Origin of the sequence: Psychrobacter sp. NPDC078409 (genome assembly GCF_050268505.1) — a bacterium.
Lineage (GTDB): Bacteria > Pseudomonadota > Gammaproteobacteria > Pseudomonadales > Moraxellaceae > Psychrobacter.
This window is the reverse complement of the sequence record NZ_JBNNGW010000003.1, coordinates 414,164-436,504: the sequence shown is the minus strand read 5'-3', so window position 1 is coordinate 436,504 and position 22,341 is coordinate 414,164. Positions and strand designations below refer to the sequence as shown.

The following is a 22,341-nucleotide window of genomic DNA, read 5'->3' as shown; positions in this document are numbered from 1 at the left end:
ATCAGTACTGATTAATAGCTAGCGCAAATATGTTGCAATCTTTGTATGCCCGCCATCACCTACGTGTGGAGTTTAGCATTATGAGCCGAGGTACTCGCACCATCGAAATCTATCGCTACGATCCTGATCTGGACGCAGCGCCACGCATGCAAACTTATACGATTGAGCTACTTGATTCAGATCGTATGTTGCTTGACGTGTTATTACGCCTAAAAAAGGAAGATGAAACACTGACCTTCCGTCGCTCTTGCCGTGAAGGCATCTGTGGCTCTGATGGCATGAACATTAATGGTAAAAACGGTCTAGCATGTCTAATCAACATGAACACGCTACCAGAAAAAGTAACGGTTCGTCCGCTACCTGGTTTGCCAGTAGTTCGTGATTTGGTTGTTGATATGAACCAGTTCTATGAGCAGTATGAAAAAGTACATCCGTACTTAATCAATGATCAGCCAGCACCGCCAACAGAGCGTTTACAGTCACCTGAACAGCGTGAAAAACTGAACGGTCTATACGAATGTATTCTATGTGCTTGTTGTTCAACCAGCTGCCCATCTTTCTGGTGGAACCCTGATAAGTTCCTAGGTCCATCAGCGTTACTGCATGCTTATCGCTTCGTTGCCGATAGCCGTGACGGTGATACTCAAGCACGTTTAGCTCGCTTAGACGATCCGTTTAGCTTGTTCCGTTGCCGCGGTATCATGAACTGTGTATCAGTTTGTCCAAAAGGCTTGAATCCAACCAAAGCGATCGGTCATTTACGTAATATGTTGATTGACCAAGCTGGTTAAGCATAAATAATTGATCTTTATAGTTACTATACGAAAAACACCACCTACATATTAGGTGGTGTTTTTGTTAGTTAAAAAGCTGATACATAGGTTTACTACTCTTTATAGCTAACTTGTCATTTAAAAAATATGGTGAATTTAGCCTATTAAAAAATAGGTATTAAATGATTTATGAGTAAAACTGTATGGTCAATACGTTGGTCGTATGTAAGAAGAAATAATATATAGACAATCACCCTATATAATCGAATATAGACATAGTCGAATTTTGTTATAATTGTATTTGGTATTTAATAAGATGGTTAGAGCGTCTTTTTTAGCGCTTAATATGTGCCGTTTGAACACATTATGACATTATCGGGCTAAAATACTATGCGCACAATGATTATGCGTTTATAATTGATGATAGATATTCATTACATAAATACCTAGTATTGAACAAACAAACTATGTCGCAAAAAATGGGCATGATAATCTATACAGCAATGTATGTCTGTCTGAAAAGGCAGGGTTTATCAGCAAATTTAGGGTAATTCAGCATCAATAACCAGTTCATAGGTTAGCTGAAAATATAATTATCTATTAATAGCTTATCATTAATGGATCGGTTATGACTCAAAGAAGTATATATAAATTAATGTTGTGAAACGAGCTAGATAAGAAAACTGAGCGTTCACAAATAGTTTTATTTTTAGACGGGTATTGCAATAAGACTTGTTACCACTATTTAGCATCACTTGCTCTTGTAGACAATGACAGCAATATTCTATGGTGATGGCAATACTTAGGGATAAAAGTGTTTTATCGAATAGTATTTAACAGGATATGACACATTGTCTAACTACCTGGGCATACAACGACTGACACAATAATAAGCACGATTCCATTCATTTATCTATCAAATAGACGATTATTATGAATAGTATAACCAAAGAAAAATCTGGCCAAGTACATACCGAATTGGCTGCCGATAACGCCAACTATATAGAAGCTCTCTACGAGCAATACCTAACAGACCCTGATAGTGTTGATACTGACTGGCAAACGTACTTTGAACAGTATAAGTCGCAGAACGATGCTCAGCACAACGCTATCAAAGATCAGTTCTTACTACTTGCTCGTAATCAAACGGCAAATAAAGGTAGCAGTACTGACACCGACTCTAGCAGCTCTGCCAACTGTGATCCTAAGCAGATGGGCGTACAGCAACTAATCTCAGCATATCGTCGTCGCGGTCATCGCCGTGCCAAGCTTGATCCTTTAGATTTGCATCCACGTGCAGAAGTAGAAGATTTGACGCTTGCTTATCATAATCTGTCAGAAGCTGATCTTGATACCGTATTCCCGACCAATGATTTAGTCATCGGTAAAGATGAAGCGACATTGCGCGAAATCATCGAAATCATGGAACGTGTTTACTGTGGCCATATCGGTGTCGAGTATATGCACGTTACCACCAGTACCGAAAAACGCTGGATGGAAGAATACCTAGAAACCAATCTAGGCTATATCAAATTCGATAAAGAAAAACGTTTATCTATCCTTGAGCGTTTAACGGCTGCTGAAGGTCTAGAAAAATACCTTGCTCGTAAATACACGGGTGTTAAGCGTTTTGGTTTGGAAGGGGGCGAGAGCTTCATTCCTGCGATCAATGAAATCATTCAACGTGCTGGCGGATATGGCACAAAAGAAATGGTTATTGGTATGGCTCACCGTGGCCGTCTAAACCTATTAGTCAACATCTTAGGTAAAAACCCTGCAGACTTGTTTGATGAGTTTGATGGTAAAGTACAGCCAGAAAAAGGCTCAGGTGACGTTAAATACCACAATGGTTTTTCATCTAATGTGATGACACCAGGTGGCGAAGCGCATTTGGCTTTAGCATTTAACCCATCGCATCTTGAAATTGTCGCGCCAGTACTACAAGGCTCAGTACGTGCCCGTCAAGTACGCCGTAACGATCAGCCACTACTAGATAATACTGGTGGTAATTCAGTATTACCTATCGTGATTCATGGTGATGCTGCTTTTGCTGGTCAAGGTGTGGTCCAAGAAACCTTCCAGATGTCACAGACCCGTGCTTATACCACTGGCGGTACTGTGCATATCGTAATCAATAACCAAGTTGGCTTTACTACTAGCCGTCAAGAAGATGTTCGTTCAACTGAATATTGTACTGATGTCGCTAAAATGGTTCATGCTCCTATCCTACATGTAAACGGTGATGATCCTGAAGCAGTCGTATTTGCCGCTCAGTTAGCATTAGATTATCGCCATAAGTTTGATAAAGACATCATCATTGATTTGTTCTGCTATCGTCGTAATGGCCACAACGAAGCAGATGAGCCATCTGCAACTCAGCCATTAATGTATGCTGTTATTAAGAAGCTTCCGACTACTCGTACTCTTTATGCGCAAAAACTTATCGCAGAAGGTATCTTGAATGCTGAAGAAGAGAAACAGTACGAAGATGACTATCGTGAGTCTTTAGACCGTGGTGATTATGTTGTTAGCTCATTGGTTCAAGAGCCTAACGAACAGTTATTTGTAGATTGGAAACCTTATCTAGGTCATGACTTGGTTGATGACTGGGATACCAGTGTTGATATCGAAAAGCTCAAAGGTTATGGACGCCGTATGGCCGAAATGCCAGAAGGCTACAAGTTACAACGTCAGGTTCAAAAAGTCGTTGAGCAGCGTCTAGCGATGCAAACTGGCGAAGAGCCTCTTAACTGGGGTGCAGCTGAGACATTGGCTTATGCATCATTGGTCGATAACGATGGCGTATTAGTACGTATTACTGGTGAAGATGTAGGCCGTGGTACTTTCTCACATCGTCATAGTGAAATATATAATGTGAATGATGGCAGCATGTATGTGCCGTTGTCTCATTTGAGTGAAAATCAAGCGCGCTTTGCTACTTACAACTCATTGTTGTCAGAAGAAGCGGTACTAGCCTTTGAATATGGTTACGCGACCACCGTACCGAACGCATTGATCGTTTGGGAAGCACAGTTTGGTGATTTCGTGAACGGTGCTCAGGTTGTGATTGACCAGTTCATCTCAAGCGGCGAAACCAAGTGGCAGCGTGTTTGTGGTTTGACGATGTTGTTACCACATGGTTTCGAAGGTCAAGGCCCTGAGCATTCATCTGCACGTCTAGAGCGCTTCTTACAGTTATGTGCTGAAGACAACATGCAGGTCATTACCCCAACGACTCCTGCGCAAATTTATCATGCATTACGTCGTCAGGCTGTACGTCCTATTCGTAAGCCACTGATCGTTATGTCACCAAAGAGCTTATTACGTCATAAGCTAGCGACTTCTAATCTAGAAGAGCTTGCTAACGGTAAGTTTGAGACGGTATTGCCAGAGATGGACGATCACAACGCAGATAAAGTGACCCGTATGGTTCTGTGTGGTGGTAAGGTTTATTATGATTTGTTAGAGCAGCGCCGCGCATTAGGTCTTGATCATGTGGCTATCGTTCGTATTGAACAGTTGTATCCATTGCCAGAGACTCGCTTAATCGCTGAAATCGAAAAGTACAGTAACCTGACTGAAATCGTATGGACGCAAGAAGAGCCATTGAACCAAGGCGCTTGGTACTATTTAGCACCGCATATGTTCCGTATTGTCGTACCGCATCCAACCAAAGCAAAAGTCATGGAGCCAGTAGCGCGTCCTCCTAGTGCAGCCCCTGCAACAGGATCACCGAAACTACATGCTCAACAACAGCAAGCACTCATTGCTGGTGGTCTTGGCATAAGTGTTGATGAATTAGCTTAGTAATACCTTGTCTAATCAAAAGATTATAGAAGATAAATGAATCAGGCGATGACAGTCAGTGTTTTTTAATAAAATATAAGCAAAGTTATTAGAAAACTACTGACTGCCTATCACGACTTAATAATAAGTATGAATATCCAAATCTAAGGAGTATATCGATGGCTGACATCAAAGCCCCCGTTTTTCCAGAATCGGTTGCCGATGGCACAATCGTTGAGTGGCACGTCACTGAAGGTCAACAAGTTAATCGTGATGACCTATTGGCTGAAATTGAAACTGATAAAGTTGTTTTAGAAGTTGTGGCACCTGATGATGGTGTATTGACCAAAATCGTAAAGCAAGTTGACGATACTGTATTGTCTGATGAGCTTATCGCTCAGTTTGAAGCCGGTGCAAGTGCTAGTGCTAGCGCAGAAGAAGCGCCAGCAGTAGATCCAGATCAACCAGCTGCGCCAGTTCAAGCAAAACAAGCTGCCGATGGTGGTGAGCCTGTTCAAGCAACAGATAAGAAAGGCGAAGCTGATCATAAAGATCAAAGCCCAGCAGTTCGTAAAGCAGCAAAAGAGTCAGGCGTAGATCCTAAAGAAGTTGAAGGTAGTGGCCGCGGTGGTCGTGTAACCAAAACTGATATGGCTAACCCAACATTGAAATCAGACAGCAGCATCAAATCTGATAGCGGCCGTCCAGTTGCTGAATCAATGGGTGAGCGTACTGAAAAACGTGTTCCAATGACTCGTCTTCGTAAGCGTGTTGCTGAGCGTCTACTATCAGCATCACAAGATACAGCAATGTTGACGACGTTTAACGAAGTGAACATGAAGCCATTAATGGACATGCGCGCTAAGTACAAAGAGAAGTTTGAAAAACGTCATGGCGTACGTTTAGGCTTTATGTCGTTATTCGTAAAAGCAGCGACAGAAGCACTAAAACGCTTCCCAGCAGTAAACGCTTCACTAGATGGTGATGACATTGTTTATCATGGTTTTTATGATATCGGTGTAGCAGTATCTTCAGATCGCGGTTTGGTTGTTCCAGTACTACGTGATACTGATCGCATGAGCATGGCTGACGTTGAAAGCACAATCCGTGAATTTGGCGGTAAAGCACAGCAAGGTAAGCTTGGTCTAGAAGACATGACTGGCGGTACGTTCACTATCTCTAACGGTGGTGTATTTGGTTCATTGATGTCAACACCTATCTTGAACCCACCACAAACTGCTATCCTAGGTATGCACGCTATCAATGACCGTCCAATGGCTGTCGATGGCAAAGTTGAAATCTTACCAATGATGTACCTAGCACTATCTTATGACCATCGTATGATCGATGGTAAAGAAGCAGTACAGTTCTTGGTAACTATCAAAGAGTTGGTCGAAGACCCTGCAATGCTACTACTAGACCTGTAAGCTTTTAAGCTTGTATTGGCAACCGCTGATACAAGCTTTTTAACTTTGGTATAGATAATGATTTTTATTAATCAGCGATCGCTTGATGCGCTGATAACTGTATTTAAATAAATTTAATAATGGTGACTTGCTATCGATTATCGATGAGTGAGTCTATCTCATTGACATAGTGTATTAACTATCCAGTGTAGATAACGCTGATCTATCAGCGAGATAACAACCAGTTTAAATGACACATACAATTAAAAATAGGAACGTACTATGAAAGACAATTATGATTTAGTCGTCATCGGCGGCGGTCCTGGTGGTTACGAAGCAGCTATTCGTGCAGGCCAGCTCGGTATGAGTGTTGCTTGTATCGAAAAGCGCGTTTATAAAGGCGAGCCAGCACTTGGCGGTACTTGCTTAAACGTTGGTTGTATCCCATCAAAAGCCCTACTTGACAGCTCACATCGTTACGAAGCTACTAAGCATGACCTTGACGAGCACGGTATCAGTACTGGTGACGTTGCTATCAATATCGAAAAAATGATAGAGCGTAAAGAAGGTATTGTTAAGCAGTTGACGGGCGGCGTTGCAGCGTTGCTAAAAGGTAACGGCGTTGATTGGCTACAAGGCTGGGGTACTTTAGTTGATGGCACGGGCACTGACAAAAAAGTCAAATTTACTGCTTTAGAAGACGAAAGCGAAACAACGATCACTGCTAAGAATGTCATTCTTGCGGCAGGTTCTGTGCCTATCGAGATTCCTGTTGCCAAAACTGACGGTGACCGTATTGTTGATTCAACTGGCGCACTTGATTTCACTGAAGTACCTAAGCGTTTAGGCGTTATTGGTGCTGGTGTTATCGGTCTTGAGCTTGGTTCAGTATGGCGTCGTCTAGGTGCAGAAGTAGTCGTATATGAAGCATTGCCTAGTTTCTTAGCTGCTGCTGACAAAGATATCTCAAAAGAAGCTGGCAAAATGCTGAAGAAGCAAGGTCTTGATATCCGTGTCGATACCAAAGTAACCAATGCTGAAGTTCAAGGTGACCAAGTTGTCGTCACTAGCGAAAGCAAAGGTGAATCGAGCGAGGAGAGCTTTGATAAGCTAATCGTTTGTGTTGGTCGCCGCGCTTATTCTGAAAAACTGCTTGGCGATGACAGCGGTATCACGTTGACTGAACGTGGTCTTATCGATGTCAATGACCAGTGCAAAACTAACCTTGATGGCGTTTATGCTATCGGTGATTTGGTCCGTGGTCCTATGCTTGCGCACAAAGCAATGGAAGAGGGCATGATGGCTGTTGAGCGTATTCATGGCGAAAAACCTCAAGTTAACTATGACACTATCATCAATGTCATTTATACTCACCCAGAAATCGCATGGGTAGGTTTGACTGAGCAAGAAGCTGAAGAAGCTGGCTATGAAGTTAAAACAGGTGCTTTCAACTTAGCTGCTAACGGTCGTGCATTAGCGCAAAGCGAAGCGCAAGGTTCTGTGAAAGTAGTTGCTGATGCGAAAACAGATCGTCTATTAGGTATGCATGCTATCGCTGCTGGTGCTGGTGATATCGTCCATCAAGGTATGATCGCGATGGAATTTGTTTCTAGCATTGAAGACTTGCAGTTGATGACGTTTGCTCATCCAACTATTTCAGAAGCAGTACATGAAGCTGCTCTATCTGCAGATGGTCGTGCTATTCACGCTATCCAGCGCAAAAAGCGTAAGAAATAAGTAGTTGCTCGTTTAGTTATTATCGATTTACAACCTGATTGGGGTATCGCTATCTTGGTGATGCCACGATCATGAGTGCGTCAGACGTATGATTAATATGTATATGTGCGCACTTGATTTCACTTTTTATTAATTGTAAAAAATAAAGGATACAATCAATGAATTTACATGAGTATCAAGCAAAAGAGCTATTAAAAAGCTACGGTTTGCCAATTCAAGAAGGCATCATCGCTCATAATGGCGAAGAAGCTGCAGCAGCTTTTGATAAAACCCCAACTGACATTGCGGTAATTAAAGCGCAGGTACATGCTGGTGGTCGCGGTAAAGCTGGTGGTGTAAAGCTAGTTAAAACTCGTGAAGAAGCTAAGCAAGTTGCTGAAGAACTGATCGGTACTAACCTAGTAACGTTCCAAACTGATGCTGATGGTCAGCCAGTAAACTTCGTATTGGTTGCAGAAGACATGTATCCAGTACAAACTGAGCTATATCTTGGCGCAGTCGTTGATCGTGCAACTCGTCGTGTAACTTTCATGGCATCTACCGAAGGTGGCGTAGATATCGAAGAAGTAGCACACAGCACTCCAGAAAAAATCTTCAAAGTAAATGTTGATCCTTTAGTTGGTTTAATGCCTTTCCAAGCGCGCGACGTTGCGTTCAAACTTGGTCTAGAAGGTAAGCAAATCAATCAATTCGTTAAATTGATGACTGGCGCTTATAAAGCATTCGTTGAAAACGACTTTGCTCTAATGGAAATTAACCCATTAGCTGTTCGTGAAAATGGCGAAATCGTTTGTGTTGATGGCAAAATCGGTATCGATTCAAACGCACTATATCGTCTGCCAAAAATCGCAGCGCTACAAGACAAGACTCAAGAAAATGAGCGTGAGCTTAAAGCTGCTGAATTTGACCTAAACTATGTTGCTCTAGAAGGTAACATCGGTTGTATGGTTAACGGTGCTGGTCTTGCAATGGCGACCATGGACATCATCAAATTGTATGGCGGCAAGCCTGCTAACTTCTTGGACGTTGGCGGCGGCGCAACTAAAGATCGCGTTGTTGAGGCGTTCAAAATTATCCTAGAAGACAGCAGTGTTGAAGGTGTTCTAATCAACATCTTCGGCGGTATCGTACGTTGTGACATGATTGCAGAAGCTATTATCGCTGCTATCAAAGAAGTTGACGTACAAGTACCAGTTGTCGTTCGTTTAGAAGGTAACAACGCTGAACTAGGCGCACAAATCCTAGAAGAGTCTGGTCTGAAATTGATTTCAGCTCAAGGTTTATCTGACGCGGCTCAAAAAATTGTCGATGCTGTTAAAGCGTAAGTCTTTAAATATAAGTGTTTAGAGATAGACGCTTAGGCATAGTAGTCAAATCGTAATAGTGGTTTTTATAATAAAGGTTGGTTATCAAAATCCGGTAACAATAGTTATAAAGGCCCCTGTTACAAGACAACCGAATACAAGGAAAATATAATGAGTGTATTAATCGATAAAGATACCAAAGTATTGGTACAAGGTTTTACTGGTAAAAATGGTACGTTCCATTCTGAACAAGCCATCGAATATGGTACAAAAGTAGTTGGTGGTGTGACTCCAGGTAAAGGCGGTCAAACGCACCTAGGCCTACCAGTATTCAACACCATGGCGGAAGCCATGGAAGCGACTCAAGCTGACGCTTCTGTTATCTACGTACCAGCACCATTTGTACTAGATTCTATCGTTGAAGCAATCGATGCTGGCGTTAAGTTGATCGTTGTGATCACTGAAGGCGTACCGACTATCGATATGCTAAAAGCAAAACGCTATCTTGAAGAAGCTGGTGACGTACGTTTGGTTGGTCCTAACTGCCCAGGCGTTATTACTCCAGGTCAGTGCAAAATCGGTATCATGCCAGGCCATATCCATCAGCCAGGTAAAGTGGGCATCATCTCACGTTCTGGTACATTGACTTACGAAGCTGTAGCTCAAACTACTAAGCTAGGTTTTGGTCAGTCAACTTGTATCGGTATCGGTGGTGATCCTATCCCTGGTATGAACCAGATTGACGCACTGAAACTGTTTGAAGCTGATCCACAAACTGAAGCTATCATCCTAATCGGTGAGATCGGTGGTACTGCTGAAGAAGAAGCGGCTGCTTACATCAAAGACCATGTGACTAAGCCAGTTGTTGGGTATATCGCTGGTGTTACTGCTCCAGAAGGCAAGCGTATGGGCCATGCTGGCGCTATCATCTCTGGTGGCCAAGGTACTGCTGAAGAGAAGTTCAAAGCGTTTGAAGATGCTGGTATCGCGTATACACGTGACCCATCTAAACTTGGCGATAAGCTAAAAGAAGTTACTGGTTGGTAAGATAGGCATTAGTCTACTAACTACTAAAACTCTATTGAATTACTGATAAGACACCCCTACAATGGGGTGTCTTTTTTTATGGCTGAAAATTATTATGAAAAATAAGATATTAGTCACGGGTGGGGCAGGCTATATTGGTACGCATACCTGTATAGCATTGTATGAAGCAGGCTATGATGTTGTTGTGTACGATAACTTATCTAATAGTAGCCGTGAGGCAATTAACCGTGTCTCTACGCTTATTGGACAGACAATTGAGTTTATTAAAAGTGATATCCGCGATGCTGAAGTGCTAAGACAAGTATTTGCTGACCATCAATTCTTTGGCGTGATTCATTTTGCTGGGTTAAAAGCAGTTGGAGAGTCTGTCTCCAAGCCATTGCTATATTATAATAATAATGTTGGCGGTACCATAACCTTACTAGAAGTTATGGCAGAATATAATGTGAAGAATTTGGTCTTTTCATCGTCTGCTACTGTTTATGGTGACCCTGAAAACCTACCTATCAATGAAGAATCACCACGCTCTTGTACCAACCCTTATGGGCAAAGCAAGCTTGCTGTCGAGTATATTCTAGAAGATTTAGCCATCTCTGATAATAGCTGGAATTTAATTGCTCTAAGGTATTTTAACCCAGTAGGGGCACATTCATCTGGGCAGATTGGCGAAGATCCCAATGACATTCCTAACAATTTGATGCCTTATATTTCTCAAGTAGCCGTTGGCAAACTTGATAAGCTTAGTATCTTTGGTAATGACTACCCTACCGTAGATGGGACAGGCGTTCGTGATTTTATTCATGTCACTGATTTGGCGCAAGGACATGTAGCAGCGCTTAATTATTTAGAGCAGCGAACCAGTTCAATAAACCCTTCATGTATGACAAAACCAGTAGGTTTTCTACCGATTAACCTAGGAACTGGTAAAGGTACATCTGTATTAGAGTTAGTTAATGCTTTCACTGAAGTGACTGGAAGAGATATTCCTTATCAATTTACAGGTCGTCGTGCTGGTGATATTGCCAGTTGTTATGCCAGTGCTGATAAAGCAAAATCATTGTTAGGATGGCAAGCCAAATTATCCGTTACTGACATGTGTAAAGACACATGGCTTTGGCAGAGTATGAATCCGAATGGATTTGAAGTCTAAAATTAGAAGAGGCCTAAGATAAAGATGAAGAAAATAATATTACAACTGCATGATATAAAAGATCCAGTTAATTATTCTATTAATTTCTTAAATAAAGTACAAGAGGCTATAGGTAAGATCGAAGTCTTGATTCTTGTACCTTGTCTTAGTCAAAACATGATTAATCATGTTAACGCAGCATTTAAATACAAGATACTTATTACTAACGAGTATCTTAAACAAGATATAAGCTTGGAAAATGTAAGTGTTTCAGATTTTGACCTACAGAGCTGTCAGCTGCAGCAAAAGGTTTTTGAAAAAATAGGTAAGATGCTACCTTTTCAATCAATTATTAAAAGTCATATAGCTTATAGTACGCTGTACAAAAAAATTATTGAAAACTACGCTCCTGATTTTTGTGTTTGTTGGAATGGCCAAGTGCATATTGATCAAACTACCTTTAGAGATACCTGTAGCAATTTGAATTTAGATATGTTGTTCTTAGAAAGAGGGTTGATACCTAACTCTGTTTTTTACGATAGTGAAGGAGTAAATGCTACTTCTAGTGTGGCAAAATGGGATATCAAAGAATATAAAGATACTGATCATAAAGAGAGCTATGGGCTATTACAAGACTATCTTAAAAAAGAAGGGGTTGCGGTAGTTAAGGTCAAGCAGAAAAGACAAAAGTTTCTAATTCCCTATGTATTGTTCCCTCTACAGAGAGATTCAGATAGTAATCTCGTGTCTAATTCAAAATACTTTAAGAATATGTATACAATATTGAAGCAAATTGATCAATCGGACTTGCCAATACCTGTACATTACAGAGCTCACCCAGAAGATCCTAAAAGTCATTATACGAAAAGCTTAAATTTTAAGAATAAATACTTGGAAGAAAAATCAAATATAGATTTAGAGCAGCACCTAATGAATAGTGCGGCAGTTATGACAATTAATTCAACAATTGGTTTTTCAGCTCTTTTAAAAGATAAAATTGTAATAACTTTGGGTGAAAGTTTATATGCTGATAAGGGTTTTACAATTGATTACAAAGACTATCGATCTTTTCAAAAAATATTAACTAATATTGACCAGCATAAACTTACTGAAGAGATGAAAGAGATGAAAGATAAATTTGTTTCGAAAGTAATTACAGAAAGACATCTTGTTTTTAACAGCTCTCGTTTATCTTTTATTCAAACTAACAACTTAAAAAATTATATTGACTGTGTTTTGGGAGAGCAAAAATGATTAAGTTAGACATTATTGTAGTTGAAGAAAAGGACGTCGATGAGCTTGATAAATATCGAACACAAAGATCAATAGACTTAGTAGTTGAAAATTTAAAAGGTATAAAAATAGATTTAAAATTTCTGAGTATCTCGGAACTTAATAGTTTATACATGCAAGGGGATATTTGCCTATTTATGGTAGTAGGCGATTTATTAGAGTCTGAATATTTAGAAGAAATTAAAAATAACTATATACCTGATAGCAAGCTTCTTCTACAGCCAGGATATTCTTATAGTTTTAGTAAAACATTGAGACAGGTCTCAAAAAACATAGATATTTATGCAGATATGGCGTGTTATGATGTTTTAGCTATAAGATATTTTGCTTCAAGGCATTTTGTTAGCCAAACTAAGCACTTTAATTCCTTTTTAGCATCTCATGCTCATTTAGGGAGTGCTTTTATCTGGTCTTATCTGCTATATCTTCTTAGTGATAGCCATATATTGATGTGTCTTGGAGATACAGTTAGCTTTGAGAATCTTGATAGTGAGCTGAGCTCTCGTAAAATAAAGAATTATGGTGTTTGGTCTGTTAACCCTCCTTTATCTGATAGGTTTTCTTATTCAAAAGTCTTAGAGAGACAAAATATCAACAATGTTAAAGTAAAAGAAAAAATGGAATCCAAAGATAGAGAAGCTAATATACCGCTTAAGCCTAGCTCACAATCAGCATCTCTAGCAACCAAAATTATAAAGGCTGAGTCGGTAACTGCTGCATCGGCATTAGACTATGTTGAGACGGTACCAAAGAAAGTTTCTCAACATACCTTAGACGAAGCGATTAGACATGATGGTTTCGTCAGAGGAGTTAACTTAACTACTGCTAGGCTATTGAATAGAGCAAAGATAAGCGTTAAGAATAAGCAGTTTTCAGTAAGGGATAAATTAGCTATTACTGCCAAAGATATTAAGAATACTTTAAATATTAAATAATATTAATTAGGATGTGAGATGTTACCTTTAAGCCCTGAAGTTATAAGTTATAACTCAAAATCGAAAAATGGATTACCAATTTCAACGTTAAATGCTATTCATAAAATGAATGATATTAACCCTAGAGTTTACCCTCCTTTTAAAGGCTGTAGTATAGAGTTTGATTACTATAATAAGGTTATAGATAGTGCTTATTCCCAGTTTGTTTTAGCTGCTGGAGAAGCAGAATATGATGGTATAGTATTTATTCCGAGAATTAGAACAGGTGGTACTGATAAACTATTAAAGTCTTATTTGAAAGTATTATCTGTGGTTATGAAGCTCAAAATATTAATCGTATGTGAAGACTCAACTAAGAGTGCATGGACAGAAAGTTTCGAAGAACTAGCAGATGTTTTATACTTAGATGAAAGCTACGATAATAATACTCCAAATACATATATAATAGCTTCAATACACTACTATATAATTCAATTAGCGCCTAAGTTTATATGGGGATTTAACTCAAGACTTGCTTACTTATTGATAGGTACATATGGGGCATCGCTCTCTCAGTATACAGATATATGGGTCGTAACTTTTGCACATTGGATCCATGAAATTTCTTACCGAGAGTTTGGTATGATTCACGACTATATGACAAGTTGTAATGATCATATAAAGTATATTATTTCAGATAACTCCAAATTTGTGAATAAATTAAACAAACAATATAATTTGGAAGTTGATAAGCTAATACATATTCCTAGTCCAAATTCGTTAATTCCAATTGAATTCGAACCAAAGGTTAAAAGAGAAAAAATAAAGATTCTCTGGGCCTCTGGTATTGAGTGGAATAAAGGTGTAGATACACTAAGTACAATAGCAGAAGAACTTTACACTAGAGGTGTTCATCTACATATAGATGTATATGGAACACCCAAAAATAATAAAGGTTCTCAGCTTCTTAATAGTTTTAATAATGAAGTCAAGTCATTAAATAATATAACATACAAATCGGCTTTTAATAGCTTTGATGGTTTAGATCCAAAAGATTATGACCTATTCTTATTTACAAGTATGATCGAAGGTATGCCCAATATTTTATTAGAAGCAGCAGAAAATCAGATGTTTATTATAGCCCCAGATGTTGGGGGTGTAAGCGATTTAATAATAAACAGAGAAACTGGATTCTTAATTAAAGATAGCTTAGACTCTGGTGAGTACGTAAATAGGATTGACGATTTTATTAACTTAGACGAGCATGATTTCAATAAGATTAGAAGCAATCTTGTAAATCATTATAATAAATTTTATACGGTCGAAAATGCTCATGGTCTATTTAAGTCGATAATAAAGCCAGCCTTGTGAGTGTTACCTCTAAGAACTGAAAATTTATTATTGTTCTGTGACACACGACTAGTATGATTATAAATCTGTATTGGTCTTACTTCTAACTAAAGGTAACGTATGGATAAGATAGAGAACAATTATACGTTAGTAACTTTATTCAAGCAGAAAAAATACTTTGATATTATTGATATTTTTGCTAATGAATATAGTTTAAATAAAAGTAATTACGAAGTTATCTTTTATTATGCACATTCTTTGTTAAATACGAATAAGACTGGGCTTTCTAAAGAGGTATTCCAAGTAATCATTGAGCGTTTTCCTGAAAAGTATCAGGGGTATGAAGGTCTATATTTAGTAGCAGAAAAAGAGAATAAGCTTGATATAGCGCAGTCTATTCTATCTGAGTTATTATTAAATTATCCTAAAAATGTAGGTCTTCATCTAAAGTATGCTTTATTAGTAGTAAAGATCAAAGGTTTTGAGGAATCAAAAAAAGTATTTGAAAGTTTTATTTATCAGCTTGATCAGTCGGAATTGCTTTTAGCATGTTATGCCACCCAAGCTCAGCTTGCTAAAGATTGGAAGCTAGCCAATACATTGTTAGAAAAGTTGATTAAAAAATATCCTCTTAACCATTCATACTACTATAAGTATGGCAAGAATTTACAAAAAACACATAGTATTTCTACTATGAAATTATATTTCGAAGAAATAGTCGACTCTAATGTTTTTTCGTATATTCTTACTAAAGGCTATGTTGAATCGCTCTTATTATCTAAGGAATGGTCTGATGTATTAATAGCTATTGAAAAAGTGGTTGAACATGGAACGCCTCCTCAAATAGCTGAAATCCTATTATTAGGAAGAATGGCATATATAAATCTGAAAAAATCTGAAATACTTGAAGATCTTATCAATGTTTTTTTGAATATCCATAAAGGTTTTTATTTAGCTTGGAAAGCCTATGCTTTACTACCATATTTACTTTATGATGGGGAGATTGAAAAAATTGAACAGGCATATGAACGAAGTAAGGAGGTTGTAAAATACTTTCCAAATAATTTAGATGCCAAAATAATGCTCGGTACTAGATGTATGGATATGTATAGCTTTAAAGAAGCTGAAGATTTATTTAGAAATCTTACAATAGATAATCCAGATAACTTTATAGTTTTTAAAAAATGGGTCTTAATTCCTTTTTACGAGAAAAATTACGATGTTTTCAATGATAGGGTTAATATTTATAAGAAGAAATTTCCTAGGAAGGTTCGTGATATACAATGGCATATATCTGTTTCTTTACTTGCTTGTGAACGAAAAGAAGAATTCTTGCGTAGTTATCTGGAACAAATTAGAGGCTCTTTTTTTAAGCTTATTACAGAAAATCCTGTTAATTGGCTAGATTTTGAAAAAAATAAAATAAATCAGATTTTTGTTAAGAAAAATGCTATTAGTATTCAGGATGTAAAAAATAACTTACAGTCAAGAGTTGATTACCTTCCTGAGCCTGAAACTAAAAATATATCATCCTATATAAAAAATTCTTTTGAAAATAAGACACTGATTGTTTGTTTTTCGGGTATGGATGGTAAAAGAACTGCAGAACATTTCAATTATAAAGAGCTGAAAGATTTGAATGAGGTTGTTAGTTATTCCCAAGGCGATTTTGACTATCATGGATTTGCAAAAGGTAATAAAGACTATAACTTTCTTTTAATAAAAGACTTGTATAACTGTTGGTATCAGATACATACTCAAAGGTATATCGAGTTGATTGAAAGAATATACTTGGACGGTGGATACAATAAACTAGTTTGTATAGGCACAAGTGCTGGTGGTTTTGGGGCTCTTATGTTTGGTCAATTGCTAAAAAGCCACTTAGTTTTTGCTTATGGACCTCAAACTCTTGCATGGACAACCTACTCTACGCTTTTCAATAAAGCTTGTGAAATGTGTATCGTTCCCGATAACCCTCATTTATTTGATATTGGTCAACTTCAATATGACTCTAATGGGTTTGTGCCTCAAGTCAAGATAAGTTTGTGTGAAAACAATGCTATAGATAAGTTTGCACTTTCCAATCTCGATTTGAATGACTTGAACTTGACTGTCATGGAATATAAAGGTGATTCCCACGCGATGTATCAAGTTATCGGTAAGAGGAAAATGTTTGCCAAAATCTGTCAAGATATAGAATCTTATGTTACCTGTCACGAGGCTATTACAGGTAATCCTATTACTACCTATAAACAAATTTTACATTAAAGAGCATGCTATGAATGAAACTATCACATGCAGTTTAAACACGATTGATATAGAAATAAATGCTTTAAAAACTTTGAAGTTACAGATTAATAATAGCTTTTCCGAAGCTTGTAATGAAATTATAAAATGTAATGGTCGTTTGATTATAACTGGTATGGGCAAGTCAGGTCTTGTTGGTCGTAAAATAGCTGCGACGATGGCTTCTACTGGTACCCCAGCGTTTTTTGTCCATCCTGGTGAAGCAGGTCATGGCGATCTTGGAATGATCGTGAAAGGTGATGTTGTTTTAGCTATTTCGAACTCAGGTAATAGTGATGAAATCAATGTTTTATTACCAGTTATTAAAAAGCTAGACTTACCTTTAATAAGTATCACTAAGAATTTATTAGGTAGATTAGCTCAAGAAGCAGACGTAGCTTTGACGCTTGGTGACTTTGAAGAGGCTTGTCCGATGGGCCTAGCTCCCACCTCTAGTACCACAGCCACTATGGTGTTAGGTGATGCACTTGCTATTGCATTGCTAGAAGCACGCGGTTTTAAGTCTGATGATTTTGCCTTATCTCATCCTGCTGGTTCTCTTGGTAAGAAACTATTAACTGATGTGTCTGATATCATGAAGTCTGGTGATGAAGTTCCTGTTGTTACTGGTGATACTAGTATTATAGATGCTTTGTTTGAAATCACAGAAAAAAGATTGGGCATGACGGTGGTGGTAGATGGTGAAAATAACTATGGAGTTTTGACAGATGGTGATATACGTCGACTGCTAACGATAAACCAAGATATGAGCCAACCAATTGCTAGTGTTATGAAAACCACACCTATTACTACGACGCCTAATACGAAGGCATCAGAAGCACTTAACATTATGAGACAACAGAAAGTTAACCAGCTCATAGTGTTAGATAGTGATACGTTAGTCGGTGTACTTGCATTACGTGACCTAGTACAAGCTGGCATCAGTTAAATAAACACTAATATTTATAGTTTTTGAGAGTATTTAATGAAAGTTACGGAAAATATAACGGTTGGCAATGATCAACCTTTTGTACTGTTTGGCGGTATTAATGTCATCGAATCAAGAGATCTTGCCCTAAAGGCATGCGAAGCGTATGTGGAAATTACGCAAAAGCTTGGCATACCTTATGTATTTAAAGCCAGCTTCGATAAAGCCAATAGATCTTCGATCCATTCTTTCCGTGGGCCAGGATTAGACGAAGGATTAAAGATTTTACAAGAAGTAAAAGAAACTTTCGGCGTGCCGATTATCTCAGACGTACATGAAATAGTTCAGTGTCAGCCAGCTGCTGAAGTTATTGATATTTTACAACTGCCTGCATTTTTGGCGCGTCAAACTGATTTGGTTAAAGCGTTAGCAGAGACTGGTCGTCCAATTAATATTAAGAAGCCACAGTTTCTTAGCCCAGAGCAGATGAAAAATATCATTAATAAGTTTCATGAAATGGGCAATGATAAACTCATGCTTTGTGAACGTGGCAGCTGTTTTGGTTACGATAATCTAGTCGTTGATATGCTGGGACTAGGCGTAATGAAGCGCATTAGTAATAATGCACCTATTATCTTTGACGTGACTCATGCACTACAAACCAGAAGCTCAGGCAGTGATGCATCAGGAGGCCGTAGAGACCAAATTATAGAACTGGCTCGTTCCGGCATGGCAGCTGGACTTGCAGGACTGTTTTTAGAGGCGCATCCAAATCCTAGTGAAGCTAAATGTGACGGACCAAGTGCGTTGCCGTTAGATAAGCTGGAGCCATTTTTACAACAGATGAAGCAGGTGGATGATTTAATTAAATCATTACCAAGCATTGATATTCAGTAAGTATATATAAAGGTGTATTAGATGGACTCTGTTGCTATTATTATCCCTGCACGTTATGCGTCTTCACGATTTCCTGGTAAGCCACTTGCTGATATTTTGGGTAAACCGATGATTCAGCATGTATATGAGAAAGCTCAATCAGTCAAAAATGTTGAAGTAATAGTAGCAACCGATGATGAGAGGATACTTGAGACAGTTGCAAATTTTGGCGGTGAAGGGGTACTGACTGCCTCAACTCATATTTCAGGTACTGATAGGCTCGTGGAAGTGATGAGTAAGGTAGATGCTGATTTATATATCAATTTACAAGGTGATGAACCCTTAGTACGTTCTGATGATATTGAAATGTTGATTAACGCCATGCGTAGCGATGAGTCAATTGAAGTTGGAACACTTTATCACTCTATCCATGAACGCCAAGCTCAAGACCCTAATACCGTTAAAGTGGTCACGTCACATAGCGGCCGTGCGTGCTACTTTAGTCGCTCTCCAATACCTTTTATTCGAAACAACGATGTACAAATTAATTATAAGCAGCACGTTGGTGTATATGCCTATCGCAAGTCTGTCTTAGAACGATATGCACAATTACCTGAATCTAATGTCGAATCAGCAGAGCAATTAGAACAATTAAGATTATTAGATAGCGATATAGATATTTATGCGTTTGAAGTAATGAAGACAGGGCCTGGTGTAGATACTCCTGAAGACCTTCAAAAAGTAATCGCTATTCTTCAAGGTAAACAGTCAGAGAGTGACAAGTCTTTACTCTCCAATATCGAACTTGTTATTACTGATATTGATGGCGTATTGACAGATGGTGGTATTTACTATGATGAACATGGTGAATGCATGAAGCGCTTTCATGTACGTGATGGTTTAGGTATCAAGCTGTTACAACAGGCAGGTATTCAAGTAGCTGTACTATCAGGTAAAGACTCTAAACCCTTGCGCAAAAGAATTTCTGATTTGGGCATTGATATTTTTATGCTAGGTATCAAAAATAAAGAAGTAGCCTGTAAGGAAATTATTAAGCAGGCAGGCACTACCAAAGTGAATACTGTGTATATCGGAGATGACACCATTGATTTGCCAGCTTTTATCAGTTGTGGTGTTGCAGTGGCTGTCGCTGATGCTCCTGAATACGTCAAAGCTAAATGTGATTTAGTGCTGGAGACCAAGGGTGGTTTTGGCGCTTTACGTGAAATAGCTGATAAAATCTTGATTGAGCAGGGTTACTCTAAGTTAATAGAAGATCCTACTACATTCTTGAAGATTCATGCCAATGTAACACAATGATTTTGTTTGCTATATAGGTAGCATAATAGAAAGTACTGATGTTTGGTGCTCTCTGTTTTACAGAGGTTTTTATAAAAAGGTCGCCCTAATACGGTGACCTTTTTGCCTCTCAATAATGCTTCAAATCCACCTAACGATGTAATCGTATAGACATGATCGATAGTTTCCAATGCGTCAACCAAATGTATAGATTGAGTGAGGATAAGGCAATCTAGTTCGATGAGTGTACTAACAATGTCAGCGTTGTCTAACGTCATTGGATGTGGTTTAACGATTATCTGAGCGTCAGGATTTTCTTTGATTGCCTTCTTCACTACATCAAGTAAAGTAATACCCTCACCGCCACCGTATTTCAGTGAGTCATCATGTGGTACTTGACCTAATACCAGAATACGTTCTTTACCCTTAGTACCATATATTGGGGTGACATCGACATAAGGTTGATGATTATATTTGCTCACTCTATGCGATACATAATAATCAAGCATCTCTTGTGCTAGCACCTCATCATAGTTATCCTGCTCAAAGTCAAAACTTGCAATGAGGTCTGTCAGATCGTTTGGTCGCGTTGTATCAAAATAGGGGGCTTGGCTATCCAATACGATAGATAATGGCGGCGCGCTGCTATCGTCGTTAGGGCCTGAACGGATAAAACCATCTTCTAAGAAAAAAATATCTAAACCTTGGGCGCGGACATACTCAATAAAGTATTGAGGTGCTTTATAGCCCCAAATATAGATGACGGGATTGACCTTTTGGATAAAAGGTTTGAGCAAAAGATTGAAATATTGCTTATCAAAGTGTCGTTGTATTTGTATATGTGCCGACTCAAATACCCATTCGTTGACGATATCTTTCCATGGCAGCATACCAACCACTAGCGCCAAACGCTGGTTAGGGTAGCGATAGTGTTTATAGTAACCTGACAATAGTGGCTTGAAGTAATTGCTGAATTTCATGACGTAGTCGACGGCTTGGGTTGGTAGTGGAAAGTTGGATATATTATTAATATATTTACGTTGGCAATGTATCATAGTTCCCAGTATAGTTGCATTTATGAGCAAAGACGAATAACTAATTCATAAAGTAACGGATCGATGTTATGAAAAATAAAATATTAGTTACTGGTGGTGCTGGATATATCGGTTCGCATACTTGTATAGCACTACACGAAGCAGGCTATGATATTGTTGTATACGATAACTTAGCTAATAGTAGCCATGAAGCGATTAATCGTGTTTCTACTCTCATTGGACAGACAATTGAGTTTATCGAAGGGGATGTACGAGATCCTGAGTTACTGAGAGAAGTCTTTGCTTCGCACGAATTCTTTGGGGTGATTCATTTTGCTGGGTTAAAAGCAGTTGGAGAGTCAGTAGCAAAGCCATTGCTGTATTATAATAACAACGTCAGCGGTACCATCACATTATTAGAAGTTATGGCAGAATATAATGTGAAGAATTTAGTTTTTTCATCATCTGCCACTGTCTATGGTGATCCTGAATCCTTACCCATCGATGAGAGCTCGAAGCGCGCTTGTACCAATCCTTATGGACAAAGTAAGCTGACAGCTGAACATATCCTGGAAGACCTAGCTGTGCCTGATGACAGCTGGAACCTGATAGCTCTCAGATATTTTAATCCAGTAGGGGCACATCCATCAGGACAGATTGGCGAAGACCCCAATGATATTCCTAACAACTTGATGCCTTATATTTCTCAAGTGGCCGTCGGCAAACTTGATAAGCTCAGTATCTTTGGTAATGACTATCCTACTGTCGATGGAACAGGTGTCCGTGACTTTATTCATGTTACTGATTTGGCTCAAGGTCACGTGGCTGCACTAAATTATCTAGATAAACAAACCAGATCAAACGGAAGTGGTACGACAAAAAAGAACTCAGTAGGCTTTTTACCTATCAACTTAGGCACTGGCAAAGGTACGTCTGTATTAGAATTGGTATCTGCATTTTCTGATGTATCTGGTCAGAGCATTCCTTATCAGTTTGCAGAACGTCGTGTAGGGGATATCGCGAGTTGTTATGCCAGTGCCGATAAGGCGAAAATGCTGTTAGGGTGGCAAGCTGAGTTATCAATTAATGATATGTGTCAAGATACATGGCGTTGGCAGAGCATGAACCCGAGTGGATACAATATATCTTGATACTTGTTAAGTTATCATCGTTTATCTA

Annotated in this window: 16 protein-coding genes; 15 read left to right on the top strand and 1 reads right to left on the bottom strand. The window is 38.7% G+C overall.

What is annotated here, in order from left to right; all coding sequences use genetic code 11:
* Window positions 1–80 precede the first annotated feature (80 nt).
* The 14 genes from ACQKC9_RS07830 (at window position 81) to kdsB (ending at window position 20,149) form a co-directional block, all read left to right on the top strand.
* Window positions 81–791 carry a succinate dehydrogenase iron-sulfur subunit gene (locus tag ACQKC9_RS07830; protein WP_055123743.1) on the top strand — a complete coding sequence of 237 codons (711 nt, stop codon included), beginning with the start codon at window positions 81–83 and terminating at the stop codon, window positions 789–791.
* Window positions 792–1,706: 915 nt separating this feature from the next.
* A complete protein-coding gene (locus ACQKC9_RS07825; RefSeq protein WP_427621267.1) occupies window positions 1,707–4,580 on the top strand; it encodes a 2-oxoglutarate dehydrogenase E1 component in 2,874 nt (957 codons plus the stop codon).
* A 158-nt stretch (window positions 4,581–4,738) separates the two neighbouring features.
* Window positions 4,739–5,986 carry a 2-oxoglutarate dehydrogenase complex dihydrolipoyllysine-residue succinyltransferase gene (odhB, locus tag ACQKC9_RS07820; protein ID WP_191114522.1) on the top strand — a complete coding sequence of 416 codons (1,248 nt, stop codon included), beginning with the start codon at window positions 4,739–4,741 and terminating at the stop codon, window positions 5,984–5,986.
* Window positions 5,987–6,247: 261 nt separating this feature from the next.
* Window positions 6,248–7,702: a dihydrolipoyl dehydrogenase gene (lpdA, locus tag ACQKC9_RS07815; RefSeq protein WP_427621266.1), complete on the top strand. Its 1,455-nt coding sequence runs from the start codon at window positions 6,248–6,250 to the stop codon at window positions 7,700–7,702.
* Window positions 7,703–7,860: 158 nt separating this feature from the next.
* Window positions 7,861–9,027, top strand: coding sequence for an ADP-forming succinate--CoA ligase subunit beta (gene sucC / locus ACQKC9_RS07810; RefSeq protein WP_057757869.1), 1,167 nt, complete (start codon window positions 7,861–7,863; stop codon window positions 9,025–9,027).
* A 150-nt stretch (window positions 9,028–9,177) separates the two neighbouring features.
* Window positions 9,178–10,053 carry a succinate--CoA ligase subunit alpha gene (gene sucD, locus ACQKC9_RS07805; RefSeq protein WP_101204626.1) on the top strand — a complete coding sequence of 292 codons (876 nt, stop codon included), beginning with the start codon at window positions 9,178–9,180 and terminating at the stop codon, window positions 10,051–10,053.
* Between the two features lie 94 nt (window positions 10,054–10,147).
* A complete protein-coding gene (gene galE / locus ACQKC9_RS07800; protein ID WP_427621265.1) occupies window positions 10,148–11,203 on the top strand; it encodes a UDP-glucose 4-epimerase GalE in 1,056 nt (351 codons plus the stop codon).
* 24 nt (window positions 11,204–11,227) lie between these two features.
* Entirely contained in the window at window positions 11,228–12,436 is a 1,209-nt protein-coding gene (locus ACQKC9_RS07795; protein ID WP_427621264.1) for a hypothetical protein, read from the top strand.
* Window positions 12,433–13,410 (top strand): hypothetical protein, encoded by a 978-nt coding sequence (locus ACQKC9_RS07790; RefSeq protein WP_427621262.1) that lies wholly within the window; start codon window positions 12,433–12,435, stop codon window positions 13,408–13,410. Before ACQKC9_RS07795 ends, ACQKC9_RS07790 begins: the two co-directional genes overlap by 4 nt.
* An 18-nt stretch (window positions 13,411–13,428) precedes the next feature.
* Window positions 13,429–14,760, top strand: coding sequence for a glycosyltransferase (locus ACQKC9_RS07785; protein ID WP_427621261.1), 1,332 nt, complete (start codon window positions 13,429–13,431; stop codon window positions 14,758–14,760).
* Window positions 14,761–14,859: 99 nt separating this feature from the next.
* Window positions 14,860–17,007 carry a tetratricopeptide repeat protein gene (locus ACQKC9_RS07780; protein ID WP_427621259.1) on the top strand — a complete coding sequence of 716 codons (2,148 nt, stop codon included), beginning with the start codon at window positions 14,860–14,862 and terminating at the stop codon, window positions 17,005–17,007.
* A 10-nt stretch (window positions 17,008–17,017) separates the two neighbouring features.
* A complete protein-coding gene (locus ACQKC9_RS07775; protein ID WP_427621257.1) occupies window positions 17,018–17,974 on the top strand; it encodes a KpsF/GutQ family sugar-phosphate isomerase in 957 nt (318 codons plus the stop codon).
* Window positions 17,975–18,010: 36 nt separating this feature from the next.
* Window positions 18,011–18,850, top strand: a complete 840-nt coding sequence (kdsA, locus tag ACQKC9_RS07770) for a 3-deoxy-8-phosphooctulonate synthase (RefSeq protein ID WP_414559578.1) — start codon at window positions 18,011–18,013, stop codon at window positions 18,848–18,850.
* A gap of 21 nt (window positions 18,851–18,871) precedes the next feature.
* Window positions 18,872–20,149, top strand: a complete 1,278-nt coding sequence (gene kdsB, locus ACQKC9_RS07765) for a 3-deoxy-manno-octulosonate cytidylyltransferase (RefSeq protein ID WP_427621256.1) — start codon at window positions 18,872–18,874, stop codon at window positions 20,147–20,149.
* Here the strand turns inward: kdsB and ACQKC9_RS07760 are convergent.
* The gene (locus ACQKC9_RS07760) at window positions 20,128–21,108 is read right to left on the bottom strand and encodes a hypothetical protein (protein WP_427621255.1); all 981 of its coding nucleotides are present in this window, start codon (window positions 21,106–21,108) and stop codon (window positions 20,128–20,130) included. The genes kdsB and ACQKC9_RS07760 overlap by 22 nt on opposite strands.
* A gap of 143 nt (window positions 21,109–21,251) precedes the next feature.
* Between ACQKC9_RS07760 and galE (ACQKC9_RS07755) the strand changes: the two genes are divergently transcribed.
* Window positions 21,252–22,313 carry a UDP-glucose 4-epimerase GalE gene (gene galE, locus ACQKC9_RS07755; protein WP_427621254.1) on the top strand — a complete coding sequence of 354 codons (1,062 nt, stop codon included), beginning with the start codon at window positions 21,252–21,254 and terminating at the stop codon, window positions 22,311–22,313.
* The last annotated feature ends 28 nt before the right edge of the window (window positions 22,314–22,341 follow it).

Bases quoted from the DNA above. Each gene is read 5' to 3' on its own strand.
- ACQKC9_RS07830 (WP_055123743.1), top strand. From the start codon at position 81: ATGAGCCGAGGTACTCGCACCATCGAAATCTATCGCTACGATCCTGAT.
- ACQKC9_RS07825 (WP_427621267.1), top strand. From the start codon at position 1,707: ATGAATAGTATAACCAAAGAAAAATCTGGCCAAGTACATACCGAATTG.
- odhB (WP_191114522.1), top strand. From the start codon at position 4,739: ATGGCTGACATCAAAGCCCCCGTTTTTCCAGAATCGGTTGCCGATGGC.
- lpdA (WP_427621266.1), top strand. From the start codon at position 6,248: ATGAAAGACAATTATGATTTAGTCGTCATCGGCGGCGGTCCTGGTGGT.
- sucC (WP_057757869.1), top strand. From the start codon at position 7,861: ATGAATTTACATGAGTATCAAGCAAAAGAGCTATTAAAAAGCTACGGT.
- sucD (WP_101204626.1), top strand. From the start codon at position 9,178: ATGAGTGTATTAATCGATAAAGATACCAAAGTATTGGTACAAGGTTTT.
- galE (WP_427621265.1), top strand. From the start codon at position 10,148: ATGAAAAATAAGATATTAGTCACGGGTGGGGCAGGCTATATTGGTACG.
- ACQKC9_RS07795 (WP_427621264.1), top strand. From the start codon at position 11,228: ATGAAGAAAATAATATTACAACTGCATGATATAAAAGATCCAGTTAAT.
- ACQKC9_RS07790 (WP_427621262.1), top strand. From the start codon at position 12,433: ATGATTAAGTTAGACATTATTGTAGTTGAAGAAAAGGACGTCGATGAG.
- ACQKC9_RS07785 (WP_427621261.1), top strand. From the start codon at position 13,429: ATGTTACCTTTAAGCCCTGAAGTTATAAGTTATAACTCAAAATCGAAA.
- ACQKC9_RS07780 (WP_427621259.1), top strand. From the start codon at position 14,860: ATGGATAAGATAGAGAACAATTATACGTTAGTAACTTTATTCAAGCAG.
- ACQKC9_RS07775 (WP_427621257.1), top strand. From the start codon at position 17,018: ATGAATGAAACTATCACATGCAGTTTAAACACGATTGATATAGAAATA.
- kdsA (WP_414559578.1), top strand. From the start codon at position 18,011: ATGAAAGTTACGGAAAATATAACGGTTGGCAATGATCAACCTTTTGTA.
- kdsB (WP_427621256.1), top strand. From the start codon at position 18,872: ATGGACTCTGTTGCTATTATTATCCCTGCACGTTATGCGTCTTCACGA.
- ACQKC9_RS07760 (WP_427621255.1), bottom strand. From the start codon at position 21,108: ATGAAATTCAGCAATTACTTCAAGCCACTATTGTCAGGTTACTATAAA.
- galE (WP_427621254.1), top strand. From the start codon at position 21,252: ATGAAAAATAAAATATTAGTTACTGGTGGTGCTGGATATATCGGTTCG.